Annotated in this window: 21 protein-coding genes; 7 read left to right on the top strand and 14 right to left on the bottom strand. The window is 33.4% G+C overall.

Features of this window, described 5'->3' with window-relative positions:
* Positions 1–50: 50 nt before the first annotated feature.
* The 3 genes from HHU08_RS09285 to HHU08_RS09275 form a co-directional block, all read right to left on the bottom strand.
* Complete coding sequence (locus HHU08_RS09285; protein ID WP_016200959.1) at positions 51–1,028, bottom strand: alpha-ketoacid dehydrogenase subunit beta; 978 nt, start codon at positions 1,026–1,028, stop codon at positions 51–53.
* Positions 1,029–1,031: 3 nt separating this feature from the next.
* Positions 1,032–2,147: a pyruvate dehydrogenase (acetyl-transferring) E1 component subunit alpha gene (pdhA, locus tag HHU08_RS09280; protein WP_169188331.1), complete on the bottom strand. Its 1,116-nt coding sequence runs from the start codon at positions 2,145–2,147 to the stop codon at positions 1,032–1,034.
* A 762-nt stretch (positions 2,148–2,909) separates the two neighbouring features.
* Positions 2,910–3,593 carry a YkyA family protein gene (locus HHU08_RS09275; RefSeq protein WP_169188330.1) on the bottom strand — a complete coding sequence of 228 codons (684 nt, stop codon included), beginning with the start codon at positions 3,591–3,593 and terminating at the stop codon, positions 2,910–2,912.
* Between the two features lie 524 nt (positions 3,594–4,117).
* On the opposite strand from HHU08_RS09275, the gene def reads away from it, so the two are divergent.
* From def to rnjA, 3 genes are all read left to right on the top strand, one after another.
* Positions 4,118–4,672, top strand: a complete 555-nt coding sequence (gene def / locus HHU08_RS09270; RefSeq protein ID WP_016200956.1) for a peptide deformylase — start codon at positions 4,118–4,120, stop codon at positions 4,670–4,672.
* A gap of 1,014 nt (positions 4,673–5,686) precedes the next feature.
* Positions 5,687–5,899 (top strand): DNA-dependent RNA polymerase subunit epsilon, encoded by a 213-nt coding sequence (locus tag HHU08_RS09265; RefSeq protein WP_101730082.1) that lies wholly within the window; start codon positions 5,687–5,689, stop codon positions 5,897–5,899.
* Positions 5,899–7,566 carry a ribonuclease J1 gene (rnjA, locus tag HHU08_RS09260; protein WP_016200954.1) on the top strand — a complete coding sequence of 556 codons (1,668 nt, stop codon included), beginning with the start codon at positions 5,899–5,901 and terminating at the stop codon, positions 7,564–7,566. The genes HHU08_RS09265 and rnjA overlap by 1 nt, the downstream gene beginning before the upstream one ends.
* 60 nt (positions 7,567–7,626) lie before the next feature.
* Here rnjA and HHU08_RS09255 read toward each other — a convergent pair whose 3' ends face one another.
* Complete coding sequence (locus tag HHU08_RS09255) at positions 7,627–8,286, bottom strand: potassium channel family protein (RefSeq protein ID WP_016200951.1); 660 nt, start codon at positions 8,284–8,286, stop codon at positions 7,627–7,629.
* A gap of 124 nt (positions 8,287–8,410) precedes the next feature.
* A complete protein-coding gene (locus HHU08_RS09250) occupies positions 8,411–8,857 on the bottom strand; it encodes a TlpA family protein disulfide reductase (protein WP_016200950.1) in 447 nt (148 codons plus the stop codon).
* Between the two features lie 127 nt (positions 8,858–8,984).
* Between HHU08_RS09250 and HHU08_RS09245 the strand changes: the two genes are divergently transcribed.
* Positions 8,985–9,836, top strand: coding sequence for a mechanosensitive ion channel family protein (locus tag HHU08_RS09245; protein WP_016200949.1), 852 nt, complete (start codon positions 8,985–8,987; stop codon positions 9,834–9,836).
* Positions 9,837–10,251: 415 nt separating this feature from the next.
* Here HHU08_RS09245 and HHU08_RS09240 read toward each other — a convergent pair whose 3' ends face one another.
* From HHU08_RS09240 to HHU08_RS09220, 5 genes are all read right to left on the bottom strand, one after another.
* Positions 10,252–11,379, bottom strand: a complete 1,128-nt coding sequence (locus HHU08_RS09240) for an N-acetyldiaminopimelate deacetylase (RefSeq protein WP_016200948.1) — start codon at positions 11,377–11,379, stop codon at positions 10,252–10,254.
* A gap of 104 nt (positions 11,380–11,483) precedes the next feature.
* Positions 11,484–12,194 (bottom strand): 2,3,4,5-tetrahydropyridine-2,6-dicarboxylate N-acetyltransferase, encoded by a 711-nt coding sequence (gene dapD / locus HHU08_RS09235; protein WP_016200947.1) that lies wholly within the window; start codon positions 12,192–12,194, stop codon positions 11,484–11,486.
* An 89-nt stretch (positions 12,195–12,283) separates the two neighbouring features.
* The gene (locus HHU08_RS09230; protein WP_101730083.1) at positions 12,284–13,186 is read right to left on the bottom strand and encodes a LysR family transcriptional regulator; all 903 of its coding nucleotides are present in this window, start codon (positions 13,184–13,186) and stop codon (positions 12,284–12,286) included.
* Positions 13,187–13,292: 106 nt separating this feature from the next.
* Positions 13,293–13,739 carry a cyclic-di-AMP-binding protein CbpB gene (gene cbpB, locus HHU08_RS09225; RefSeq protein WP_016200945.1) on the bottom strand — a complete coding sequence of 149 codons (447 nt, stop codon included), beginning with the start codon at positions 13,737–13,739 and terminating at the stop codon, positions 13,293–13,295.
* Between the two features lie 459 nt (positions 13,740–14,198).
* Positions 14,199–14,435 carry a YkuJ family protein gene (locus tag HHU08_RS09220; RefSeq protein WP_016200943.1) on the bottom strand — a complete coding sequence of 79 codons (237 nt, stop codon included), beginning with the start codon at positions 14,433–14,435 and terminating at the stop codon, positions 14,199–14,201.
* A 378-nt stretch (positions 14,436–14,813) separates the two neighbouring features.
* On the opposite strand from HHU08_RS09220, the gene HHU08_RS09215 reads away from it, so the two are divergent.
* Positions 14,814–15,053 carry a glutaredoxin family protein gene (locus tag HHU08_RS09215; protein WP_101730084.1) on the top strand — a complete coding sequence of 80 codons (240 nt, stop codon included), beginning with the start codon at positions 14,814–14,816 and terminating at the stop codon, positions 15,051–15,053.
* A 98-nt stretch (positions 15,054–15,151) separates the two neighbouring features.
* On the opposite strand, the gene HHU08_RS09210 is transcribed toward HHU08_RS09215, so the two are convergent.
* Complete coding sequence (locus tag HHU08_RS09210) at positions 15,152–15,769, bottom strand: DUF3993 domain-containing protein (RefSeq protein ID WP_169188329.1); 618 nt, start codon at positions 15,767–15,769, stop codon at positions 15,152–15,154.
* 102 nt (positions 15,770–15,871) lie between these two features.
* Positions 15,872–17,092, bottom strand: coding sequence for an EAL domain-containing protein (locus HHU08_RS09205; protein ID WP_169188328.1), 1,221 nt, complete (start codon positions 17,090–17,092; stop codon positions 15,872–15,874).
* 389 nt (positions 17,093–17,481) lie between these two features.
* Here HHU08_RS09205 and HHU08_RS09200 point away from each other — a divergent pair, with 389 nt between their 5' ends.
* Complete coding sequence (locus tag HHU08_RS09200; protein ID WP_101730087.1) at positions 17,482–18,204, top strand: C39 family peptidase; 723 nt, start codon at positions 17,482–17,484, stop codon at positions 18,202–18,204.
* Positions 18,205–18,527: 323 nt separating this feature from the next.
* On the opposite strand, the gene HHU08_RS09195 is transcribed toward HHU08_RS09200, so the two are convergent.
* Positions 18,528–20,627 (bottom strand): sensor domain-containing protein, encoded by a 2,100-nt coding sequence (locus tag HHU08_RS09195; protein ID WP_235678812.1) that lies wholly within the window; start codon positions 20,625–20,627, stop codon positions 18,528–18,530.
* Between the two features lie 345 nt (positions 20,628–20,972).
* On the opposite strand from HHU08_RS09195, the gene HHU08_RS09190 reads away from it, so the two are divergent.
* Complete coding sequence (locus tag HHU08_RS09190) at positions 20,973–21,440, top strand: YkyB family protein (protein WP_169188327.1); 468 nt, start codon at positions 20,973–20,975, stop codon at positions 21,438–21,440.
* Between the two features lie 167 nt (positions 21,441–21,607).
* Here HHU08_RS09190 and HHU08_RS09185 read toward each other — a convergent pair whose 3' ends face one another.
* Complete coding sequence (locus tag HHU08_RS09185) at positions 21,608–22,513, bottom strand: chemotaxis protein (RefSeq protein WP_101730089.1); 906 nt, start codon at positions 22,511–22,513, stop codon at positions 21,608–21,610.
* Between the last annotated feature and the right edge of the window lie 258 nt (positions 22,514–22,771).

The following is a 22,771-nucleotide window of genomic DNA, read 5'->3' as shown; positions in this document are numbered from 1 at the left end:
CTTTAACTAACTTTTCTTCTAATTGTCATGCAAATTTTGTTCGGTACTAATTAGAAAGTTAGAACTTTTTTAGCTGTTTCAATAATATCTTTAAAGTTTGGAAGCCATACAGTTTCTGCTTGTGTAAATGCAAATACAGTATCAGGTGCAGTTACACGTAAAACTGGAGCTTCTAAGCTTAGAATTGCACGATCATTGATTTCTGCAACAACATTAGCTGCAATACCAGCTTGTTTTTGTGCTTCTTGAACTACAATAGCTCTTCCTGTTTTTTCAACAGAACCAATGATTGTTTCGATATCTAGTGGGCTAACTGTACGTAAGTCAACTACTTCCACTGAGTATCCTTCTTTTTCTAATTCTTCTGCTGCTTTAATAGACTCTTGAACCATTGCTCCATAAGTAATGATAGAAAGGTCTTTACCTTCACGTTTAACATCCGCTTTTCCAAGAGGAATAGTGTACTCTTCTTCTGGAACTTCTTGACGGAATGAACGGTATAATTTCATATGCTCTAAGAAGATAACAGGATCGTTATCACGAATAGCAGAAATTAAAAGTCCTTTAGCATCGTAAGGAGTTGATGGAATAACAACTTTAAGACCTGGTTGTTGTGCCATTAATCCTTCCAAGCTGTCCGCATGAAGTTCAGGAGTATGAACTCCACCACCAAATGGTGAACGAATTGTTACTGGTGAATTATAACGGCCACCTGAACGATAACGCATACGAGCCATTTGTCCAGAAATACTATCCATTACTTCATAAACAAAACCAAAGAATTGAATTTCAGGTACTGGACGGTAACCTTGAAGTCCTAAACCGATTGCTAAACCGCCAATTCCAGATTCAGCTAATGGAGTATCAAATACACGATCTTCACTGAATTCTTTTTGAAGACCTTCTGTCGCACGGAATACACCGCCGTTTACACCTACGTCTTCTCCAAATACTAATACGTTTGGATCATTACGTAATTCTGTGCGTAACGCATCAGTGATTGCTTGAATCATAGTCATTTGCGCCATGGCTTACTTCGACTCCTTTGCTGCATAAATTTCATATTGTTCTTGAAGATTAGCTGGTAGCTCTTCATACATGATGTTCATTAAGTCAGTAACTTTTTGTTTTGGAGCTTCGTCAGCAATTTTGATTGCTTCTTTAATTTCTTCTTTAGCACGCTCGATTACTGCGTTTTCTTTTTCTTCATTCCAAATGCCTTTATTTTCAAGGAATTTACGGAAACGTACTAATGGATCTTTCTTTTCCCACTCGCTGTCAAGGTCAGCTGTACGGTAACGAGTTGGGTCATCCCCAGCCATTGTATGTGGACCATAACGGTAAGTTAAAGTTTCGATTAACGTTGGACCTTCTCCGTTGATTGCTCTTTCACGAGCTTCATGAACAGCAGCATATACTGCTAAAGCGTCCATACCATCTACTTGAATTCCAGGGATACCTGCAGCAACTGCTTTTTGAGCAATTGTTTTCGCAGCAGATTGTTTCTCAACTGGAGTAGAAATTGCAAAACGGTTGTTTTGAACAATGAAAATTGCAGGAGCTTTGAATGCACCAGCAAAGTTAATTCCTTCGTAGAAATCACCTTGTGAAGCACCACCGTCACCTGTATAAGTAATTGCAACAGATTTAGCACCACGTTTTTTCATTCCTAATGCTACACCAGCTGTTTGGATGTATTGTGCACCGATAATGATTTGTGGAGAAATCACGTTTACTCCTTCAGGAATTTGGTTTCCTTGGAAGTGACCACGTGAGAATAAGAATGCTTGAGATAAAGGAAGTCCGTGCCAGATAAGTTGTGGAACATCACGGTATCCTGGAAGAATGAAATCTTCTTTTTCTAATGCAAATTGTGAAGCTAATTGAGAAGCCTCTTGTCCTGCAGTAGGTGCATAGAAACCTAGACGACCTTGTCTGTTTAATGAAATAGAGCGTTGATCAAGAATACGTGTATATACCATACGAGTCATTAATTCTTGTAATTGCTCATCACTTAAATCAGGCATTGCAGATTCATTTACAACTTCGCCCTCTTCATTTAAAATCTGAAGTGTTTGAAATTGGTTTGCCACTTGTTCAAGCTGTGCTTGCACATCAAATTGTGCCTTCTTTGTTTTAGAAGCCATTAAAGCCACCCTTTCCTTTCATATTAAAAGACTTTTTCCTGTAAAAGCATTACATATTTACAATGTGTTTGAATGTGGTAAACATTCAGTTGGGTAACGCTTTCTATTACTTACAGCATATAACTCTAAGCAACAAAAAAAACCATACTAAAACAGTTTTCCACAAAATACGCAAGAAAAAACGTCTTATAAATTAATTCGGTTTCCGTATAGACTGTATCAATTATTTATATGTAAATATTAATACAACTGTTCAATACATTTATAAGTTTAATATACTTAAATATTATCCGTCAATCTTTAAGCTCTAAGTTTTTATTATTTTTTTACATGAAATTAATCCAACTGTATTATTTGCAATACAGTATCTGTATCATACAGATATTACTATTCGCAACTGTTTTATAATAATTTCTATCCTTGTCGAAAATTTGATTTTTCTATTAAGGATTAGGATCTCCTTCCTTATTTATTGTAAGGAAGCTTGTAACGATAAAGTACTATGAACGTTTTGCAGCTCCCCGCTCCATTTAATGTTTATCTCCAACAAAAAAGTCACAGAATAAAGTTTGCCCAAACAAGCAAAATTCATGCTTGTACAGACGTACTCTATTCTGTGACATTTATAAGGAAAACTAATCGGACCTTAGCACCTAACTTCCTCTATTTTCTGTAGCTTCTAGTTAGCATTACAGCCCGCTAAGAGGGGTAAATCTACAATTAGTATATAAAGACCTTAATCAAGACATAAAAAAAACGACTTTATTTTTCTGCTTCCTCTTTACTCATTTTAATTTTTATTCCAGCTTCCTTGTAGAAATCCACTTTTAATTCATTATACTTTTTCGTTAGTTCATTAAATTTTTGATTGTTATCATAAACCATTTCATACGTATCATTTATTTTTTTTACTTGTTTTTCTAAATCATCCATACTAACGTCTTCCTCTTTAAACATTTCATAAAGCTTTTTATCGCTATTCAGCCCTTCTATGTAATTAGCGTATAATTTATCATGTTCCTCATAGCGGGCCATCATTGTTTTATATAGCTCGTCTGCTTTTTCTTTTAACTGTTTTTCATCCTTTTTTTCTAAATCTTCCATTTCAGTTGTTATCGTTTCAAACTTTTCTTGGGACTGCTTTATACTTTCTGCTTCTTTATCCATATATTCTTTTCTTTTAGCAATGGATTCTAGAGCTTCATCCGATAATTTCGTAATTTCATCCATATCTTCTAAGCCGAGACTAATTATTTTAGAATAGATGTCTTGTTCTTTCTTCTCTAAGTTGACAAGAGGCTCTTGTTGCTCTTCAAAACCACTTTCGATCTCAACTACTTCTTCTAATTTTTCATACATTTTCTCACTCGGAGACTTAAAATTACACCCAGCAGCAATCATCACAAATAACAAGATTGTGCTAATAATTAAAGCATTTCGTTTCATCTGTTTCCTCCTCACTTTCTTATAACTATATCGATTCTTCTGTATTTTTACAATAAAGGTTGACCGTTTTTACTACTCATCTCAGCGTTGGTAAAAGCTAAATCGTACTAAATAATTAGTTTGTTCTCACTAGAAAAAATGAAATTATACCAGTATTGATTCCCCAATAATGAATTTTCACTCCCACTTAGTGAAGATCATTCTGAATACTTCTTACAACTTTTAAAAATAGTTTTATATAATAAACATATTAGCTTGTCCTGTAAAATATTATGGGTATATATAATTATCTTATTACATAAAGTACTATTCTCTTTTATCCCACTTTTAACGAACAGTAATCTCCAGCCTCAAGCTGCGAAAAATCGAGAAAGCTAAGTGCTGAAATACTCTCGTAAAGGTCCGATAAATACAATCAACCATGATGGGGATAAGGTCCCTCCACTAATGGAAGTTTCTTTATTAACTTTTTATTCTTTCTCTGTTAGACTACTTTTATAGATAGAAACAAGGAAGTGATTATTTTGATAACAATGACAGATATTATTCGTGATGGCCATCCCACATTGAGAAAAGTGGCAACAGAAGTTAGCATGCCACCAACCGAGGAAGAAAAAGCCCTTTTAAAAAGCATGATGGAATATTTAATAAATAGTCAAGATCCCGAATTAGCGGAAAAATACGGTTTAAGAGGTGGAGTAGGCTTAGCAGCTCCCCAAATAAATATTTCAAAGCGGATGATTGCTGTTCATGTGAAAGATGAAAATGGCCAACAATACAGCTATGCTCTATTCAATCCTAAAATCATCAGCCATTCGATTGAAAAAGCTTATTTAACTACAGGAGAAGGCTGTCTTTCTGTAGATGAAACCATTCCAGGTTATGTACCAAGATATGCAAGAATTACATTAAAAGGAATTGATTTGGATGGCAAGGAAGTTAAATTACGTCTTAAAGGCTTGCCTGCTATCGTTTTTCAACATGAAATTGACCATTTAAACGGTGTTATGTTTTATGATCATATAAATGAAAATGAGCCTTTCCTTCCTATTGATAACGCAATCCCTGTAGAAAGATAAGTATAGTGTTTTCTTACTTTGATTATGGTTCGATTATAGAGAAATTATCGAGCCTCTCTTCTCTTCCTTGCTCCCAAAAATAAAAACACTTTCAAATAAAATTAGGAAAAAACATTTAACATTTTTAGCCTATTTTACAAATCCCAACATTATCCATGAGAATCTTACAAAAAAATTCATATACTATGAATATAAAAGGCTGTTTTCAAAATGTCGTAGAATATAGTTTAGTTTCTTTTGTTAAAAGCCTTATGAACGAACCATTCTATTGTTAGATAAATAAATGTAAAATCACCTTCAATTTTATAAGATTGGATCGGTAAAAACCCCATCTCAAAAAAACTATTTTTTTACAAAAAGAAATATAAAATGAGAAGATGACTTTACTTTGTACAAGAATGGTTTAAAATAGAACTAAGGAGATGATCCACTATGTTAAAGAAGCTAAGAAAAAAGCTTTTAAAACAGTGGAAAGATTTACTGCGTAAAAAATCAATAGCTTAAAAAATTGAAGGGTATTTTTATGGTCCGACCTATGCCACGTTTTGTTTAATATAGTGGTTATTATACCACTATATAATTCAAGCTTTGTGGTAATGAGTCTGACCTTTTATTTTAATAACGATTTCATAATAGGTCTAAGTACATAAACATACGTAATATTCAGTTTGTCGACAAACTGATTTTAAAAAAGTTAAATGGAATACTCATGCGTTGCTTGGAGTGGAAAGCAACCTCCCTCTTCAAAGGGATTAATAAATACCCTATATACAAACTTTTATTTCTAAAATTCAAGAGTTTGTCTACAGTCTAATATTATCGATGTTTATCAAACATAAATTATGGGTAAAAAACTTTTTCACAAAATCAACCTTTTCTAAATAAAATTTAAAAATTGATTTACTGAAAAAGAACCTTTCATATACCAATTGCTATTAAAAGAAAAAACATGAAAAACATGTTATTTTTTTATATAATTATTTTCAGATACAAATGATTAAGGAGCGAATTACCATGATATTCAAAGTATATTTTCAAGATTTAAAAACAGAGGTACCAGTAAGAGAAAAGACAAGAACTATTTATGTTAAAGGTCAATCTGAAAGAGATGTTAGAACAAAACTAGCAGAAAAACCATATAATATTGAGTTTATAACTCGTGTAGAAGGTGCATTCTTAGAATATGAACAACAAAATGAAGACTTTACAGTATTGGAGATTGAATAATGAAATTTGTAAAAAACGATCAAACTGCTGTATTTGCCCTGGGAGGACTAGGGGAAATCGGTAAAAATACCTATGGTGTCCAGTTTCAAGACGAGATTATTTTAATTGATGCTGGAATAAAATTTCCTGAGGACGAGCTTTTAGGAATTGACTATGTTATTCCTGACTATTCTTTTTTAGAGAAGAATGTAGACAAAATTAAAGGCTTATTTATCACGCACGGTCACGAAGACCATATTGGTGGTATTCCTTACCTTTTAAGACAAGTTAACATTCCTCTTTACGGAGGTAAATTAGCATTAGCTCTTGTTCGTAATAAACTAGAAGAGCATGGATTATTACGCCAAACTACTATGCACGAAATTCAAGAAGATGATGTTATTAAATTTAGAAAAACATCTGTTTCCTTCTTTAGAACGACACATAGTATTCCTGATTCTTATGGTATTGTGGTTAAAACTCCACCAGGAAACATTGTTCACACTGGAGACTTCAAATTTGATTTTACTCCAGTTGGCGAACCTGCAAACTTAACCAAAATGGCTGAGATTGGTAAAGAAGGAGTTTTGTGCTTATTATCAGACAGTACAAATAGTGAAGTGCCTAATTTTACAATGTCCGAGAAAAAAGTTGGAAAAAGTATTCATGATACGTTTATAAAAGCTGATGGTAGATTAATTTTTGCTACTTTCGCTTCCAATATTTATCGTTTACAGCAAGTAACAGACGCTGCTGTAGAATTCGGTCGTAAAATAGCTGTATTTGGACGAAGCATGGAGGCAGCTATTAATATTGGTTTAGAGCTCGGTTTTATTAAGGCTCCGAAGGAAACATTTGTGGATCCTCAACAAATTAATCGACTACCTGCTAATCAAGTAGTGATTTTATGTACAGGAAGCCAAGGGGAACCAATGGCTGCTTTATCAAGAATTGCTAATGGAACACATAGACAAATTCAAATTATCCCTGGAGATACTGTTGTATTCTCTTCTAATCCTGTACCAGGTAATACACTTAGTGTTAATAAAACTATCAATATGCTTTATCGTGCTGGCGCTGAGGTAATTCATGGACCACTTAACAATATTCACACTTCTGGTCACGGCGGACAGCAAGAACAAATGTTAATGCTTCGATTAATAAAGCCTAAATTCTTCATGCCAATCCACGGAGAATTTAGAATGCAAAAAACACACGCACAGACTGCTGTTGATTGCGGGGTAAAAGAGGAAAATTGCTTTATTATGGACAATGGTGAAGTATTGGCACTTTCAAGTGATACTGCACAAGTTGCGGGTAAAATCCCATCTGGAAATGTTTATATAGATGGCAGCGGAATTGGTGATATCGGTAATATCGTATTACGCGATCGTCGAATCCTTTCAGAAGAAGGCTTAGTAGTTGTTGTTGTAAGCATTAATATGAATGACTTCAAAATCGCTGCTGGACCTGACCTTATTTCTAGAGGATTTGTGTACATGCGTGAATCTGGCGATCTAATCAACGATGCACAGGCATTAATAAGTAAACATCTAAATAAAGTAATGGAACGTAAAACAACCCAATGGTCTGAAATAAAGAATGAGATTATTGATACCATTTCTCCATTCCTTTACGAAAAAACAAAAAGAAGACCAATGATCCTTCCTATCATTATGGAAGTTTAACGAATCAAAAAAAAAGAGCTAATTGTTCAAGTTAAAGAACAATTAGCTCTTTTTTATTTGTTAGGACATTACCTTTTTTTCAAAACGATTAATATCAGAATCTGCTCCAATAACAATTAGAATATCTTTTTCTCTTATTGGTTCTGATGCTTGAGGAGATACAATAATTTCCCTATCTCTTTTTATCGCTACTATAGTAATGCCATATCTTGCTCGAATATCTAAGTCAATAATGGATCGACCATCTAATTTATGACTTGCTTTAATCTCTACAATACTGTGCTCATCAGACAGTTCTAAATAATCAAGGACATTATTTGAAACAATATTATGAGCTATTCTCTTTCCCATATCTCTTTCTGGATGAACAACTGCATCTGCCCCTATTTTACTTAATACTTTCTCATGATAGTCATTTTGAGCTTTAACGGTAATATTTTTCACACCCAGTTCCTTTAACATCAAGGTTGTCAAAATACTCGCTTGAATATCCTCCCCTATCGCTACAATAACGTGGTCAAAATTACGGATTCCAAGACTTTTTAACACTGTTTCATCTACTGCATTCCCTACAACTGCATGTGAAACTAGATTTGCGTATTCATTTACTTTTTCTTCACTTTTATCAATAACCATTACATCCATACCTAATTCGGTCAATTCTTTGCAAATACTGCCGCCAAATCTTCCTAGGCCAATAACCGCAAATGCTCTTTTCACTATAAAATCCTCCAACAATCGTAAAAATTTCATATAAGTAAACGTCATTATTATAACATTAAATCGTTTGGTAAATATACACTCTCATCATTAAGTTTACAATTCCCTAAAGATAATCAATTTTCTACGGTATATCCTTAATTACACGGCTGATTCGGGTATCTAACATTTTTAAATTAGTTCCACCAGCTTGGTAATAACGTAATGTCCCTTTTTTATCAAATAAATAGTAGGAAGGGACATATTCATTCGAAAAAGCCTTAGCTAATTGAAAGTCATGATCAACATAAATGGATTGTGTCATATTATACTGTTCCGCAGTCTTTTTTATCGATTCAATATCTAAATCATGCTCTGTTCTTGGAATATGCACAGAGATAATAGTAAGTATATCTTTATAAAGCTCTCTATATTGATTTAATTCTGGCAAAGCTCTTTTACAAAAATAGCAACTTACAGACCAAAAATGGAGTAAAGTTAGTCTATCCCTTCGTTCATCTGGCTGTTTTACTTCCCCATTTATCCACATTGTCGGCGCGCTCCATTTTGGAAAATGATCACCTATTTTCACAGATTAGTTACCTTCTTTCCTTACTAAAAACATTAGAATATAAAGCCAAGTTTATCAAATTTACAAGAGGGAATAAAAAGAAAAAACTTGATAACTTTATTTTTTCTAAAAAGGAGTATAACACAAAATGATTTATTTAAACGAACTAAGTACTTATATTCAAAACATTCATTGGGGAGAACTCCTTTTAGATACTTCCCTGTTGGCATTAAAAATACTCTTAATCTTACTAAGCTATCTTTTCATAAAAAAAATGGCAAAGAAGCTAATTAATAAATTGTTTGAAACCTATATTCAAAAGAACTCTATCTCTCAAGGAAGAGCCTTTACTTTAGAAAGCTTAACAAATAATCTAATTACCTATGTCTTATTTTTCATTCTTGTCATTACCATTCTTCAATTATTAGGAATAGACGCAACAGCAATATTAGCTGGTGCAGGTATTATTGGATTAGCAGTTGGTTTTGGCGCTCAAGGTTTAGTTAGTGACCTAGTCTCAGGATTTTTTATTCTATTAGAAAAACAATTAGATGTTGGGGAACTTGTAACGATAGGAGAGTTTTCAGGTACCGTTGAACAAGTCGGGCTTCGAACAACCCAAATTAGAGCTGGTGATGGAACGTTACACTTTATTCCGAATCGAGAAATAACACAGCTTAGTAATCATTCTCGCGGTGAAATGCAGGCTTTAGTGGATATAGATATATCTTTGTGTAACGATTTACCGAAAACAATGGAAATACTGAATCAAGTCTGCGAGCGTCTCGCCAAAGAAAACCCCGTTATCACCGATGGACCAAACGTAATCGGTATCCAAGACTTAGGACCAAGTACCATTACAATAAGAATCATCGCAAAAACGCAAAATATGGAGCAGTGGGGTATGGAGCGTCTCATTAGACAAGAATTAAAAATAGCTCTTGATGAAAATGGGATTCAATTTCCGGAAACACCCGTTCTTTTAGATAATAGTAATTAAAAAAGCTGGGACATAAGTATTCCAGCCAAAGATAAGCCCCAACTATTATACGAATATTGCAAAGGTTCGTATAATTGTTGAGGCTTTTTTATTCGTGTTAAAAAGGATGTTCTATGAAGTTTGTTGCTGTTACCCGCAGCCTGAATACACTTCGCTTTCCGTGGGGCTCGCGCTGAGCCTCCGGGGTCTCAGACTGTCTCGCTAATCCCACAGGAGTCTACGTGTATTCAGGCTGCTCCGATTTTCAAAATAATTATATTTTCCATTATAAAAACAACCATTTTTTAGAAAAGATCGTAATGGAACGAGTTGGTTTCGCTACTAAATGAGAGATTGTTCGTCTTTATCTATTATATATTTTGTTTTGTCCCATCCTCAAGTCTTCGCTTGTAATTAGCTTTTTTTAATAAGATAATTAATTTCCTTTTGTCATCAAATAAGCAGTCAATGCATTCACAGCTAATTGTATAGCATCTTCTTTCGGATCAAGCTTACTATGATGTAATCCATATGGAGAGTCCACACCAAGCCAAAACATAAACCCAGGGATATCTCTTAACATATAACCAAAATCTTCCCCTGTCATCGCTTCTTTACACTCAAATATAGTTGCTTCTGTTTCCTGCTCAACAAAGTCCATAAACTCTCTCGTTAACGGCTCGTTATTATACACTTGATAATAGCCACTTCCGAAATCAATTGTACACTCACAATCATAGCCAATTTCGATTCCCTTTACTAAGGATTGAACGCGGTTTTTGACTTTTTCCATCGCTTCACTAGAAAGAGTACGCATTGTCCCTTCCAGCCTCGCATTTTCAGCAATGACATTTTGAACAGTTCCACCTGTAATTTTTCCAATTGTTACAACGGCACTATCAAGTGGATCAATATTTCTTGAAACTACAGACTGAAGCTGGGAAACCAGACTGCATGCAGCAACCACCATATCATTGGTTAGATGTGGGTATGCAGCATGCCCTCCTTTCCCTTTTAAATCAATAAAAAGCTCAGAAGTATTAGCAAATAGTAGACCGGTCTTAATGGCAATTGTTCCTACTGGGTATTCTGGAGCGACATGAAGAGCCAAAATCATGTCAGGCATCCACTCTTTTAACTCTTGACTTTGTAGCATGGGCTCAGCTCCGCCTGGTCCCTCTTCAGCAGGCTGAAAAATAAATACTACATCATCTTTAAGAGGACTTTCTATTATATTAGCAAGCACCCCTAAAGCAATCGTCATATGAAAATCATGGCCACAAGCATGCATTTCCGTCGGATGTTCTGATAGGAAATCTAATCCGGTTTCCTCTATAATAGGCAAACCATCGATATCTGCACGATAACCAATTGTTTTTGTTGGATTGTGTCCATGAATTTTAACAATTATCCCTGTTCTCCACGTTTTAATTTCAACACGTTCAGTGGATAAATTTTGTATTACCCCAAGTAAATATTGCTGTGTTTTAAATTCTCTAAATCCAAGCTCTGGAATTCTATGCAAATCTCTGCGAATTTTGATTAAATCGATCTTATTCCCCATACAAATCCCTACTCTTCCTTCCATTCTCCAATTAACTTTCAAAGTGCGATTTTAATTTTTCTATAAGAAAAGCGTGGAACTTTCTCCACGCTTTTTACGAAAAATTATAGTTGACGTAACTCTTGCATAATTTCCGTTTTTGATTTTGTTTTATCATCTATTTCTTTCACGACACGCGCAGGAGCTCCTGCAACTAATGTGTTAGCTGGAACATCTTCTAATACAATCGCACCTGCAGCAACTACAGAACCTTTTCCAACTGTTACTCCTTCAACGATTACTGCATTTGCACCAACTAATACATCATCTTCAATGATTACTGGCTTTGCAGAAGGGGGCTCGATGACACCTGCTAATACAGCACCTGCACCAATATGACAGTTCTTTCCTACAGTAGCTCGTCCACCCATAATAACACCCATATCGATCATTGTGCCCTCACCAATTACAGCGCCAATATTAATAACAGCACCCATCATGATTACCGCATTGTCCCCAATATCCACTTGATCGCGAATGATAGCACCTGGCTCAATACGAGCTTTAATATTTTTCAAGTCCAATAAAGGAATAGCAGAGTTTCTGCGATCATTTTCAATCACATAATCTGTTACTTTATCCTTATTTCCTTCAATCACAGTTTGAATATCTGCCCATTCTCCGAAAATCACACCAGAATTATCGCTGATAAATGTTTGGATATTTTCCCCAAAATTGACTGCTGACAAATCACCTTTAACATATACCTTTACAGGTGTAGATTTTGTACTATTTTGAATAAATGAAATAATTTCATTTGCATCCATCATTTTCATTGTTAAAACCTCCATTATGTATATATACAACACTAAAAATTACTTTACCAAACAAAAGTGATGAAAACAAGCCATAATTATTAACTTTATCACCGGTCTATTTCTTTTCCCATTTTTTCTTCTTCTAGATACTCATTAACAATTTCTAAAAAAGCTTGTACTTGTTTTAATTGAAAAGTTGCTTCATAACCAATTAACCATGTTCCTCTTGTTATCGGTTCATTGTGCTCATTATATAACGGGATTCTAGATAGTGTCTCGTCTGCTTTTCTTAATGCAATCGAAGGCAAAATACTATAGCCAATCCCATTAAAAGAAAGTTGTTTACATGTTTCAATCTGATCTACTACAATTGTGTTATTTGGAGGCATCTGAAAGTTTCTGTGCCACCAAACTTGTATTTCTTCATAGTAGTTAGAATCACTTTTAAACTGAATAAATGGTCGATTAGTCAAAGCTATATCTTCTAACTTAGCAATTTCCCGATCCACTAAATAAAGAGGATCATCAAATAAATGCATTTTAACGCCTTTCCAATCAGCAACGCCTCTAACTATACCTATATGCATACTATCCTCAGAAAGAGATTTCATTATATCGCTGCTCCAACCAGTTACTAATGATATCTTTGCCTGAGGATAACGTTCAACAAATCTTTTTAACACTTCTGGAAGCCAATTCTGTCCAACAATACTTGCGACAGCAATTTTTAATGTTCCATACACTTCTTCTTTAAAAGCATGTATGGATTCTTTCACTTCTTCTTCTTTCTTAAGTGTTTCCATTGCAAATTTTGTTACTAATTCTCCTGCAGCGGTGAGGGATAGTCCTCGTTGCGACCTTATAAATAATGGTGTTCCCCAGTCTTTCTCAATATTTTGCAGTCTTTGAGAAAGAGCTGGTTGTGTGACAAAAAGTCTTTCAGCTGCTTTTCTCATATTCATTTCCTGAGAAAGAACCGTTAATAATTGTAATTCAGAAATGGTTGACATGACATTATCCTCATAAATAAAAATTATTATCAAAAGAGGGATACAACTCTAATGAAGAGGTAGACAAGAGCGGCAACAGTAGGTGAAGGAATAAAACGTGTTAAGATTAATTTTGATTGTTTTGATGCAAGTAAATATTAAGTCGCTTTAATATTGCCCTTCTTGTTAAAATCCCATCAAAATAGCCATCTTCCGTTTCCACACAAATAAAAGGATGGTCGACTAAATGTTTAATCGTATGTAATACAGAACTACTGCTCTTAACTCTTGGTATCACCGTATTCATAATTGTTTCCACTTTTATTTCTTCAAGCTTCTCAAATTCGATTCTTTCTAATCCTAATATGCTCTCCATAATAAGCGGTGTACTTACTAAACCATAGAGTTTATAATGAGCATCTAATACGGGTATTGCTGAGTATCCACTTTTTGTTAAGACTAGCAGAGCGTGTTCTAAACTATTTCCTATCTGGACATGTGCTACTCGCTCAGATGGAATTAATAAATCCTTTAAAGTGATGTTTAAAAACTCTTCGCTGTGCAAACTTATCATAGCCGAAAACTCCTCACAAAATATATTTATACTTTATTTTACCATAGTTTTCGGCTGAATGCTCTTTTAACCCTTACTCGTTTTTATATTCCTTACAACTAATTGACAATGTGGACATTGAAAAATCACATTCTGATTAGACTGTGCGGTAAGAACATTTTCCAATTTTTCTTGATGGGAACATTCTGGACAAGTAACTTCTGGCATCATGTTTATCACCTCATCTATTAGTATGGTTTACGAGTGCAGTTTCATGTAGAAAAAGTACATTTAAGCTATGTCGCTCCACTTTTCATCAACATTACTGTTTTTGCAGTTCATAATACTTCGCTTTATAGATAAAGTGAGCCTTCCATCAGTGGGGCTTTCCTTCATCCGACGGTTACTAGTTGCCTAACAAAAAAGCATCCTGCAAATATTAGGATATTTCCCAATTGCAGGATGCTTTTAATAAGTACTTTACTGAATTAAATCAAAAATCTCGATTGTAATCATATCAACATTATCAAATTGATATCTTTTTGGCTTTTCTTTGTCATTATATACTTCTAGTTCAAACGTTTCTGTTTTTGGATGAAATGTAACTTGACATTTTCTCTCTCCATTTACTTCAAAGAAACGTTGAGTTGGTTCTCCCCCAGTTGCCTGCTCTTGCAGATTTTTTAATCTTGTTAATATGCCTTGTAATTGTGACATGCTCTCTCTCCTTTCAAACAAACCTTGTGTTAACCATAGGTTTCACTATTAGCATGTTTCTATACACTTTCTTCGTTAAATTTAGTATAATTTGCCTCTTGTGTAAAATGCCAATACTAACAGAATAAAAGATTGTCGAGTGTTTGTCCAAGTAAAACTGAAAAAAACTTGTCGATTTTTTATTATTTATTTCATCTGAATATTCTCATTTTAACAACGTATATAAAAACAGCTTACGCAAAAACCAAATAAAAAAATAAAAGCAGTGAGTAAATACCGCTAAATAAAGGAGGCGAGTATCTTTTTCAGTTTTTAAAAATTGCATGATAAAAAATTTCTTTGTATGATTAAAAGAAGAAAAAATATAGGAGGAACTTTATGCATCAAATCACATTGTATACGCAACCAGACTGTCCCCCTTGTGAGTACTCTAAACTATTCTTAAAAGAACATGGCTTTGACTATGAAATAAAGGATATTCAAAGGGATTCTCGTGCTAAAAAAGAATTAATAAAGAAATATCAATCTTTTTCCACCCCTACATTTGTAATTGATGGAAATGTAATTTATGGATTTGACTTGGAAAAACTTAAGCTTGCGTTAAATCTTTCCTCATAAAGAAAACTACCCGTTAACGGTGGGAATATACGAATGAACCTCGCGGCGTACATGAAATCAGATAAAGTGCGCCCTTCCTCTCAATAAACACCAAACTTCTACATTCTATTGATAGTTAAAACTTGAGATTGTTTATTCTTCTTCGAAATGTATGTAACTTGATTTTCGATTGAAAATAACGGCATATACACCAATGTGCTATAGTTTTCTTCCTTACTATTTAAAATGGATCTTACCTCTTTATCTGAAAGCATATTCGTTATAAGCCATCTGTCATTCAGCTTTCTTATTAGAATTCCTTCATAAGCCCCTTCGTATATTTTGTCTCCGAATACAATTGGTTCATAATACTCATATAGGAGAATACTATTTCTCTCTTTATCTATATCAATAGTGGTTTGTTCCGAGAACTGATAATATGGAAGATAGTATTTGCCAAATTCATTCCCAAATGTATAAAACTTTCCCTGTTCTCCAGTCAAGTTTTCATTTAGAAACAAATAGATGAAATTATCTGAAAAATAAGGTTCCAGTATTTCTTTCATCTCCTCCATCTCTCTCGCTTCTTTACTTAAAGATACTTGTGCCCTAAATGCTTTTTCTACAAAAGTAACTACTTCATTCCTACTTGTTAAATGGCTGGTGGCATGTATGGAATATGGATAAATGCTCCATACTGAAATAATCAATAAAATAAAGAAGCTTTTTTTCATCATATCCTCCCCTTCTCCGTTTGCGGATACCACTTAATTATTATTCCTAATACCCTTTCTCTACCTAATAAAACAAGCTGAAGAGAAAATCTCTTCAGCTTGTTTCTAATTAAGCAATAATTTCATACGATCAAGAAAATTATAGGATAGATCTATAAATAAATATTCTTTTGCATTCAAAGGATACGAATACGTTCTGACCGTTTCTCCTGTTTCAATATCACTATATAAATCAGATAAAATTCCTTTTTTTTCATTCCGCATCTTGATAATATTTTCTAAAAAATATGGTCGCCAACTCCAATTTTTGTTTGCATATTCAGGCTGAATAATCCAATCATTGTCATATTTAATAATATTCGCTGATTTCTGAAAGCCGTCTTCATCACATACATACATTCGAAAAGCCACATCAGTTAACTCAGCTGTAAGTAATTTCAAAAGCTCTTCGTAAGAAGAATATTTCTTATATTTGACGAGCAATACTTGTAATTGACCCTGAAACTTCTCTGTTAAATCAAAAATAGTTGAGAGTTTTTTCTTTTCTGAAATAATGAATTCATGAAACAGATTTTTCAACGTTTCTTTTCTAATATTACGATCGGTGAAACTCGCCTCGGGATAATGTAAATAATATCCTTGATAAAATCTCCCACCATTTTTCCAAGCAAATTGAAGCTGATAAACCATCTCGATATTTTCAAATAATAAGGTAGCACCAATTTTTCGAGCAAGCATAGACAAGGAATATAAAACATTTTGATAAGTATGCGAAGTGGAAGTAGATCGCAAAGCCAATAAATCAATTTTTAGAATATCAGGCGCTAACTCACTTATTCGATCAAGATAACTACTACTATCACTTCCCATTTTATCAATGGCAATCTTAATCCCATAAGTGCGATAGTAAATTAATAAATGATCTAAATGATAAAATTGTCCATGATAATTTCTCTCAGATATCTCAAGGACAATTCGATCAAGCTTGATTCCCTTCCCTTCATATTCCAATAATGTTTCTAAAAAACTTTCCCCATCGTCTTTCATTAGTATTTGTGCATCTCTATTGATAAAGAGCAAGACATCCTCATCAAGCGATAGCGCTTTATCCAATGCTTTTGTCAAAATTACTTGGTCAACTTCTAACTTATATTCATCTGGGATTCCTTCATCAAGAAAAAAGTCTCCAAGACTCTCCACTCCATCTGCCCCATTATATCTTCCTAACACTTCATATCCAATAACGCGATGTTCATCAGCACTAAAAATAGCTTGAAAATAAGGGATGACATTTTCTAAATCAGTCAAAATATCCAAAGCATCCATATTTTGATAGCCTCCCTTTTTAGAACGGCTAGCTCCTTTGCTTATTGCTTCTGATTTGAAATCATTATAATTTGATTGAATAATTTCTTTTCATTGGTTAAATGTCATTTTCTATGGTCAAATTCATTTGTTAGACAGTACGCAAAGGTTCTTCGCTTTGTTCTAAGATTAAAATAAACCTTATTATATCATATAAATTCTTGGTTATAAAAATAATGATAGAAAATTCTTTCTATTTTCTGATTAATTCAGCTTTTCTTCTCTTATAAGGTATTATTTTCGATAAGCTAACACGAAATAAACCTGTCTCCCTTGGTAATAATATGTCCTTATATTTTAGCGGAAACTTCGTATGATAAAATTAGGAGTTGGCAAGAAAGAGGTAGTATATGCAGTTGTTTAAACTATTACTTTTGCTCGCTCCCTTTTTTGGATCAGAGCAAACTTGGGAATATTTCCACATTGAAGACAACACAAAACCAAAAACAGAAGTAGTCAATCCAGTATTAAACTCAAATAAAAATATCCAGCTAGATGTTCCATTAATAAAACAAAATCCAGAATTACGCTATGGATGCGAAGTGACTAGTTTAACAATGGTCTTAAACTATGCTGGTGTTAAAGTAACGAAAATGGATCTTTATAAAAATATTCAAAAAGACTTAGATCCATTAGTGCGAAAAAATGGAGATATTATCAAATGGGGAGATCCATCAATTGGTTTTGTTGGCGACATGACGGGAAAAAATCCTGGATATGCCGTATTTGATAAACCAATGGAAGATCTAGTTAACAAATACCTTCCAGAAAGAGCTGTTAACTTAACAAATCATTCATTTCAAGCTATAGAAAGACATGTAGAAAATGGTTACCCCATTGTAGTTTGGACTACTGGTGATTATCGTTTACCTGATAGATGGGAATCATGGAAACATAATGGAAAGACCATTAAAACTCCATTGGATTTGCATGCTGTTGTTTTAGTTGGCTTCAATAATAATCATGTTTACTTAAACGATCCCTTATCAGGCAAGAAAAATGTAAAAGTGGAGAAAAAAACCTTCATTAAATCTTGGCATGCTTTAAAATCAAGAGCAATTAGTTATCGGTAAAGGTTAGAATATACATCTTATAAATAAACTCTACTACTCGCGTTGATTGTATTAAATACTCTTGTTTTTCTAGTAAATAAGGGAAGGGAAACCCTTTTTATTTCCGCGGAAATCAAGAATATAAAATGCAATCAACGCACTCTTTACTAAAACCTCGTACATTTTAAAAATTACAAAGGAAAAAAGGGAACTTCAAACTTAATTTTTAATGGATTGACTGACTAGTTTAAGTTATCACAAGCTTTCTTTCGTAACAGAAATGATATTTATCAATGATAATTTACTCTCTAATATAAGTTTATGATTCAAATCAACAAACATGTTTAGAATCCCCTAAGAAACTGTTCTGCAGCTTCGCATGTCAATGGCTTGGAATAATAATATCCTTGTGCTTTTTGGCAATTTGCCTTCTTTAAGAAATCTTCTTGCTCTTTATTTTCTACACCTTCTGCAATAACTTCCATTCCTAAATTTTGTCCTAAGTGAATAATAGTTGTCGTAATAGCAGCATCCTTAGCATTTGTAACAACATCTTTTACAAAAGACTGATCAATCTTTAAAACATCAATTGGAAATTGTTTAATATAGCTAAGCGAAGAATACCCAGTTCCAAAATCATCAACTGAAATAATAACATCTAACTCCTTTAATTTTCGTAGGATAGGAATTGCTTCTTTAATATTCCCCATAAGTCCTTCTGTAATCTCGATTTCTAACATGGATGGCTTAATCTTAAACTTTTGAATAGAAGTACGAATTACTTCTATAAAATTAGGTTGCTGAAATTGCTTCGGAGAAATATTCACAGCTATTCGTACATCTTTATTATATAGTGCTTTCCAAACTTTTATCTGCTCACATGCTGTTTCAATTACCCAATTACCAATTGAAATAATGAGACCTGTATCTTCTGCAAGGGGGATAAAATCATTGGGAGCAACCACTCCTAAAGAGAGGCTTTCCCATCTTAATAGTGCCTCAAAGCTGTTAAATGTATAACCATTTAAATCAATTTGTGGCTGATAATATAATTTAAGTTCCTTTTTTTGGATCGCTTTTCGCAACTTTGTTTCTAATGATATTACATTGCTTAGACTTGAAGTCATATCAGAACGATAAAATTGATAATGCGCTTTGCCTCTTTCTTTTACACGAAATAGTGCTTCATCTGCATTCTTAATTACTGTTTCAATATTCTCACCATCATGTGGATACATACTTATTCCAATACTCGGACTTATATAGTATTCATGAGAATTTAAATAAAATGAATTAGCAAAACTTGAGATTATACGCTGAGCAAAGCTTGCTGTTTCCTGTCTATTTGTATTGGATAGGAGAATATTAAATTCGTCTCCTCCTTGTCGATACACATGACATCTATAATTTTTAAACTCTAATAACCTTTCTGCAACTTTTAAAAGAATTTGATCTCCAACAATATGGCCAAATGTATCGTTGATGTATTTAAACCGATCTAAATCAATAGTCATTAAAGCAAAAGCTACTTGCTCGGTTTCTGCTCTTTTAATTTCAAGATTTATATCTTCCATCAGCGCCCGTCTATTATAAAGACCAGTTAGCTGATCATGAAATGACATATAACGTATCTTTTCTGCTGTTTTGGTTCGTTCTGAAATATCTCTTAAGATAACATAAATACCTCTAGTTGCATGATTTACTTTAATTGGAACGAATTTCGTATGAACAGACATTTTGTTACCATTATGGCTTATTAGCTTACAATCGATAGATTGCGATGATTCCGTTAGTTTGCATTTTCTAAAGCTATCATAGAAAAGGGTATTTTCCTCATTTATTAGTTCATAAAGCGAAAAGATAGGTTGTTCTTCCTCGCTTCTCCCAATTAACTTTAAACCAGCTGGATTAATATCATGAATAACTCCATCTAAATCAACAGTAAAGACTGCATCTAAGTTATTTTCTATTAATGATCGATATCTTTGTTTGCTTTCATGCAGCTGTCGTTTTTCCATTATAGACTCTGTGATATCTCTCGTAATAGAAACAATGTACTTCACTTCATCTTGCTCATCCAAAATGGGTGTTAAAACAGATTCTGCATGAATAATCCCCCCATTTTCCGCCTTGATTTGATCTATATAACTATGATTTTGTTTTGTCTCACATACAATCGAATATTCCCGCTGCAATATAGCAGCCGTTTCCCCAGTTGAAACCTCTTGAAGCTTTTTTCCAATAAAGTCAATTGGTAATTTAGCAAATAAAAATGCAGCTTCATTTACAAAAATATAGCGAAAAGTTTTCCCTTTTTCTACTTTCATAATAAAGACCATATCTTTTATATACATAAAAATAATTTCAAAAATGATATTCTCTATATTTGATTTGGATTGAGCTATCATGTTCTCACTTGTAATATTCTTGTTATATTTGTCCATCCATTTCATTCCTTACACGCAGCAATTATTATTTTGTTTTAGAAAACACCTTTTTTAAAAGATAAAATCGATTAAAAGTAAATTTCATTTCAACAAACTTCGACACAATGGTAAGCACTCTTCACCATGCCTCTACTTTTCTTTTACTATTTTTATCGGCAACTGCATGGGATTCTGTACTTAAATAGATAAAAAATTATGTTTATTCTTGAAAGAGGCGTTAATCAATCTTCATTTGCTCCATTAACGAGGACATAGTAGAAAAGATATGCTCTTTTTATTCCCTTTCTTTCGCAAAAATAGTATAATTACTTGTACAAATCAATAGAAAGGAGAGTTAGGCGATTGAATAAGCAGCAAAAATATCCACCACCAATACAACTTACTGTTGAAAACCTTCTACAGGCAATATCTGTCGTAAATCGTCATGCAAAGACAGCACCAAACCCAAAATTCCTATATAAATTAAAACATGACAGTTTACATAAACTATTAGCAGAAGGCAAAGCAAAAAAAATTGGTCTACACTTCTCAAATAATCCAAGATATAGTCAACAACAATCAGATTTATTGATTGCATGTGAAAACTATACATTTCATTTACCTCCGACTAAAAAGGATTTTGAGGAATTGCCACATTTAGGATCTCTCAATCAAAGTGTCCGAAATCCCAAATCAACTCTTTCCTTAACACAATCAAAAAAACTTTTATCCACCTATACTGGGCTAAAAGAAGAGATACCACCAAATCAAACTATCCGCAAAAAGAAATACCAAAAACCTGTTTTTAAAAAGCTTGGTGAAAGTTATTAATATAGCTTTCACCATTTCGGCTGCTCTATTTTCCCGACTCCTTCATTTTTCCGATTAAAAACAACAATTCTTTAAAAAATAGCTGAACTAAAAAATAGCCGAACTAGTTCAACCTAGCTTGGCTATTTTTCTTCACATAATAATATTTTCTATTTGGTAGTAAGCTTTTATAAAATATTATTATCAATAATATGAATTAATTCATTAATTTCTGGTTTACTTACTTGAGCATTTGCTCCAACTACCTGTCCTTTATGTCTTAAATCATCTGTAATTAAAGAAGAGAATATAACAACAGGCAATTGTGCTAAGTTTGCATTATCTTTGACTACTTTTGTTAAATGATGCCCGTCCATTTGAGGCATTTCGATATCAGTAATCATCAATTGAGCAACTTCATCTACTGAATTACCTTCCTCCACTTTTTTCGTCAAATAGTTTAATGCTTCACGACCGTTTTCAAAAAATGTTATATGCTGAAATCCAGCTGCATTTAAAGTGTCTTCTAACAATTTTCTTAAAAGTGCAGAATCTTCCACGACAATTAGTTTCTTGTCACTTCTCTTTCTGTCTCCTAATTTTTTTACTTGCTGAACATTTATCCCAGATTCAGGGTTAATATCTACAACAATTTTCTCGAAATCAAGTAACAGAATCATCTCACCGTTTAATTTGACTACCCCAATAATTTGACTCTCCGTACCGTAATAAGTTTCGGATGGTTTTTCAATATTTTCCCATGATATACGATGAATCTGGGTTACATTATGGACATGGAAAATTATTTTTGTTTTATTAAATTCCGAAACAATATATTTATCTTTTTCCGGGGTTTCAGAAGGCGAATATCCTAAAACATTTGCAAGATTAACAACTGTTAAAACTTCCCCTCTTAGCTCCACAATTCCTTCTACATACGGGTGTGCATGTGGAATTGGAGTAATGGGAACTGGGTTAATAATTTCCTTCACTTTAATCACATTTATACCAAAGTGATTCTTTCCTACGCTAAACTCAACAATTTCTAATTCATTTGTGCCAGTTTCTAAAAGTATCCCTTTATCATTTTTCATATATTCTTGTCCTTTCGGCGTTTTAAAAAATTCATTCCGTTATGAAAATCGACTAACTAATATTATATACCTATCCTTTATATCGGATTTATTAGCTATTCTTAAAGTAGTTCGTCCAAATTTCTCATTTGATGGATTTTTTGAGGTATGTAAAAAGGCTGTTCATTTAAGTAATAATCATGCAAATTATCCTCCCTCTGACGAAACATTTACATTTTGTTTACTCTTATGAACAACCTAACTTTACTCTAACTTATT

This window comes from Niallia alba (assembly GCF_012933555.1).
Lineage (GTDB): Bacteria > Bacillota > Bacilli > Bacillales > Cytobacillaceae > Niallia > Niallia alba.
The sequence above is the reverse complement of the archived record's forward strand: the minus strand, read 5'-3'. Positions and strand labels throughout refer to the sequence as shown.

Bases quoted from the DNA above. Each gene is read 5' to 3' on its own strand.
- HHU08_RS09245 (WP_016200949.1), top strand. From the start codon at position 8,985: ATGATTTATTTAAACGAACTAAGTACTTATATTCAAAACATTCATTGG.
- HHU08_RS09215 (WP_101730084.1), top strand. From the start codon at position 14,814: ATGCATCAAATCACATTGTATACGCAACCAGACTGTCCCCCTTGTGAG.
- rnjA (WP_016200954.1), top strand. From the start codon at position 5,899: ATGAAATTTGTAAAAAACGATCAAACTGCTGTATTTGCCCTGGGAGGA.
- HHU08_RS09210 (WP_169188329.1), bottom strand. From the start codon at position 15,769: ATGATGAAAAAAAGCTTCTTTATTTTATTGATTATTTCAGTATGGAGC.
- dapD (WP_016200947.1), bottom strand. From the start codon at position 12,194: ATGAAAATGATGGATGCAAATGAAATTATTTCATTTATTCAAAATAGT.
- HHU08_RS09185 (WP_101730089.1), bottom strand. From the start codon at position 22,513: ATGAAAAATGATAAAGGGATACTTTTAGAAACTGGCACAAATGAATTA.
- HHU08_RS09230 (WP_101730083.1), bottom strand. From the start codon at position 13,186: ATGTCAACCATTTCTGAATTACAATTATTAACGGTTCTTTCTCAGGAA.
- HHU08_RS09195 (WP_235678812.1), bottom strand. From the start codon at position 20,627: ATGGACAAATATAACAAGAATATTACAAGTGAGAACATGATAGCTCAA.
- cbpB (WP_016200945.1), bottom strand. From the start codon at position 13,739: ATGATAAGTTTGCACAGCGAAGAGTTTTTAAACATCACTTTAAAGGAT.
- HHU08_RS09240 (WP_016200948.1), bottom strand. From the start codon at position 11,379: ATGGGGAATAAGATCGATTTAATCAAAATTCGCAGAGATTTGCATAGA.
- HHU08_RS09285 (WP_016200959.1), bottom strand. From the start codon at position 1,028: ATGGCGCAAATGACTATGATTCAAGCAATCACTGATGCGTTACGCACA.
- HHU08_RS09275 (WP_169188330.1), bottom strand. From the start codon at position 3,593: ATGAAACGAAATGCTTTAATTATTAGCACAATCTTGTTATTTGTGATG.
- HHU08_RS09205 (WP_169188328.1), bottom strand. From the start codon at position 17,092: ATGGATGCTTTGGATATTTTGACTGATTTAGAAAATGTCATCCCTTAT.
- HHU08_RS09265 (WP_101730082.1), top strand. From the start codon at position 5,687: ATGATATTCAAAGTATATTTTCAAGATTTAAAAACAGAGGTACCAGTA.
- HHU08_RS09200 (WP_101730087.1), top strand. From the start codon at position 17,482: ATGCAGTTGTTTAAACTATTACTTTTGCTCGCTCCCTTTTTTGGATCA.
- pdhA (WP_169188331.1), bottom strand. From the start codon at position 2,147: ATGGCTTCTAAAACAAAGAAGGCACAATTTGATGTGCAAGCACAGCTT.
- HHU08_RS09220 (WP_016200943.1), bottom strand. From the start codon at position 14,435: ATGTCACAATTACAAGGCATATTAACAAGATTAAAAAATCTGCAAGAG.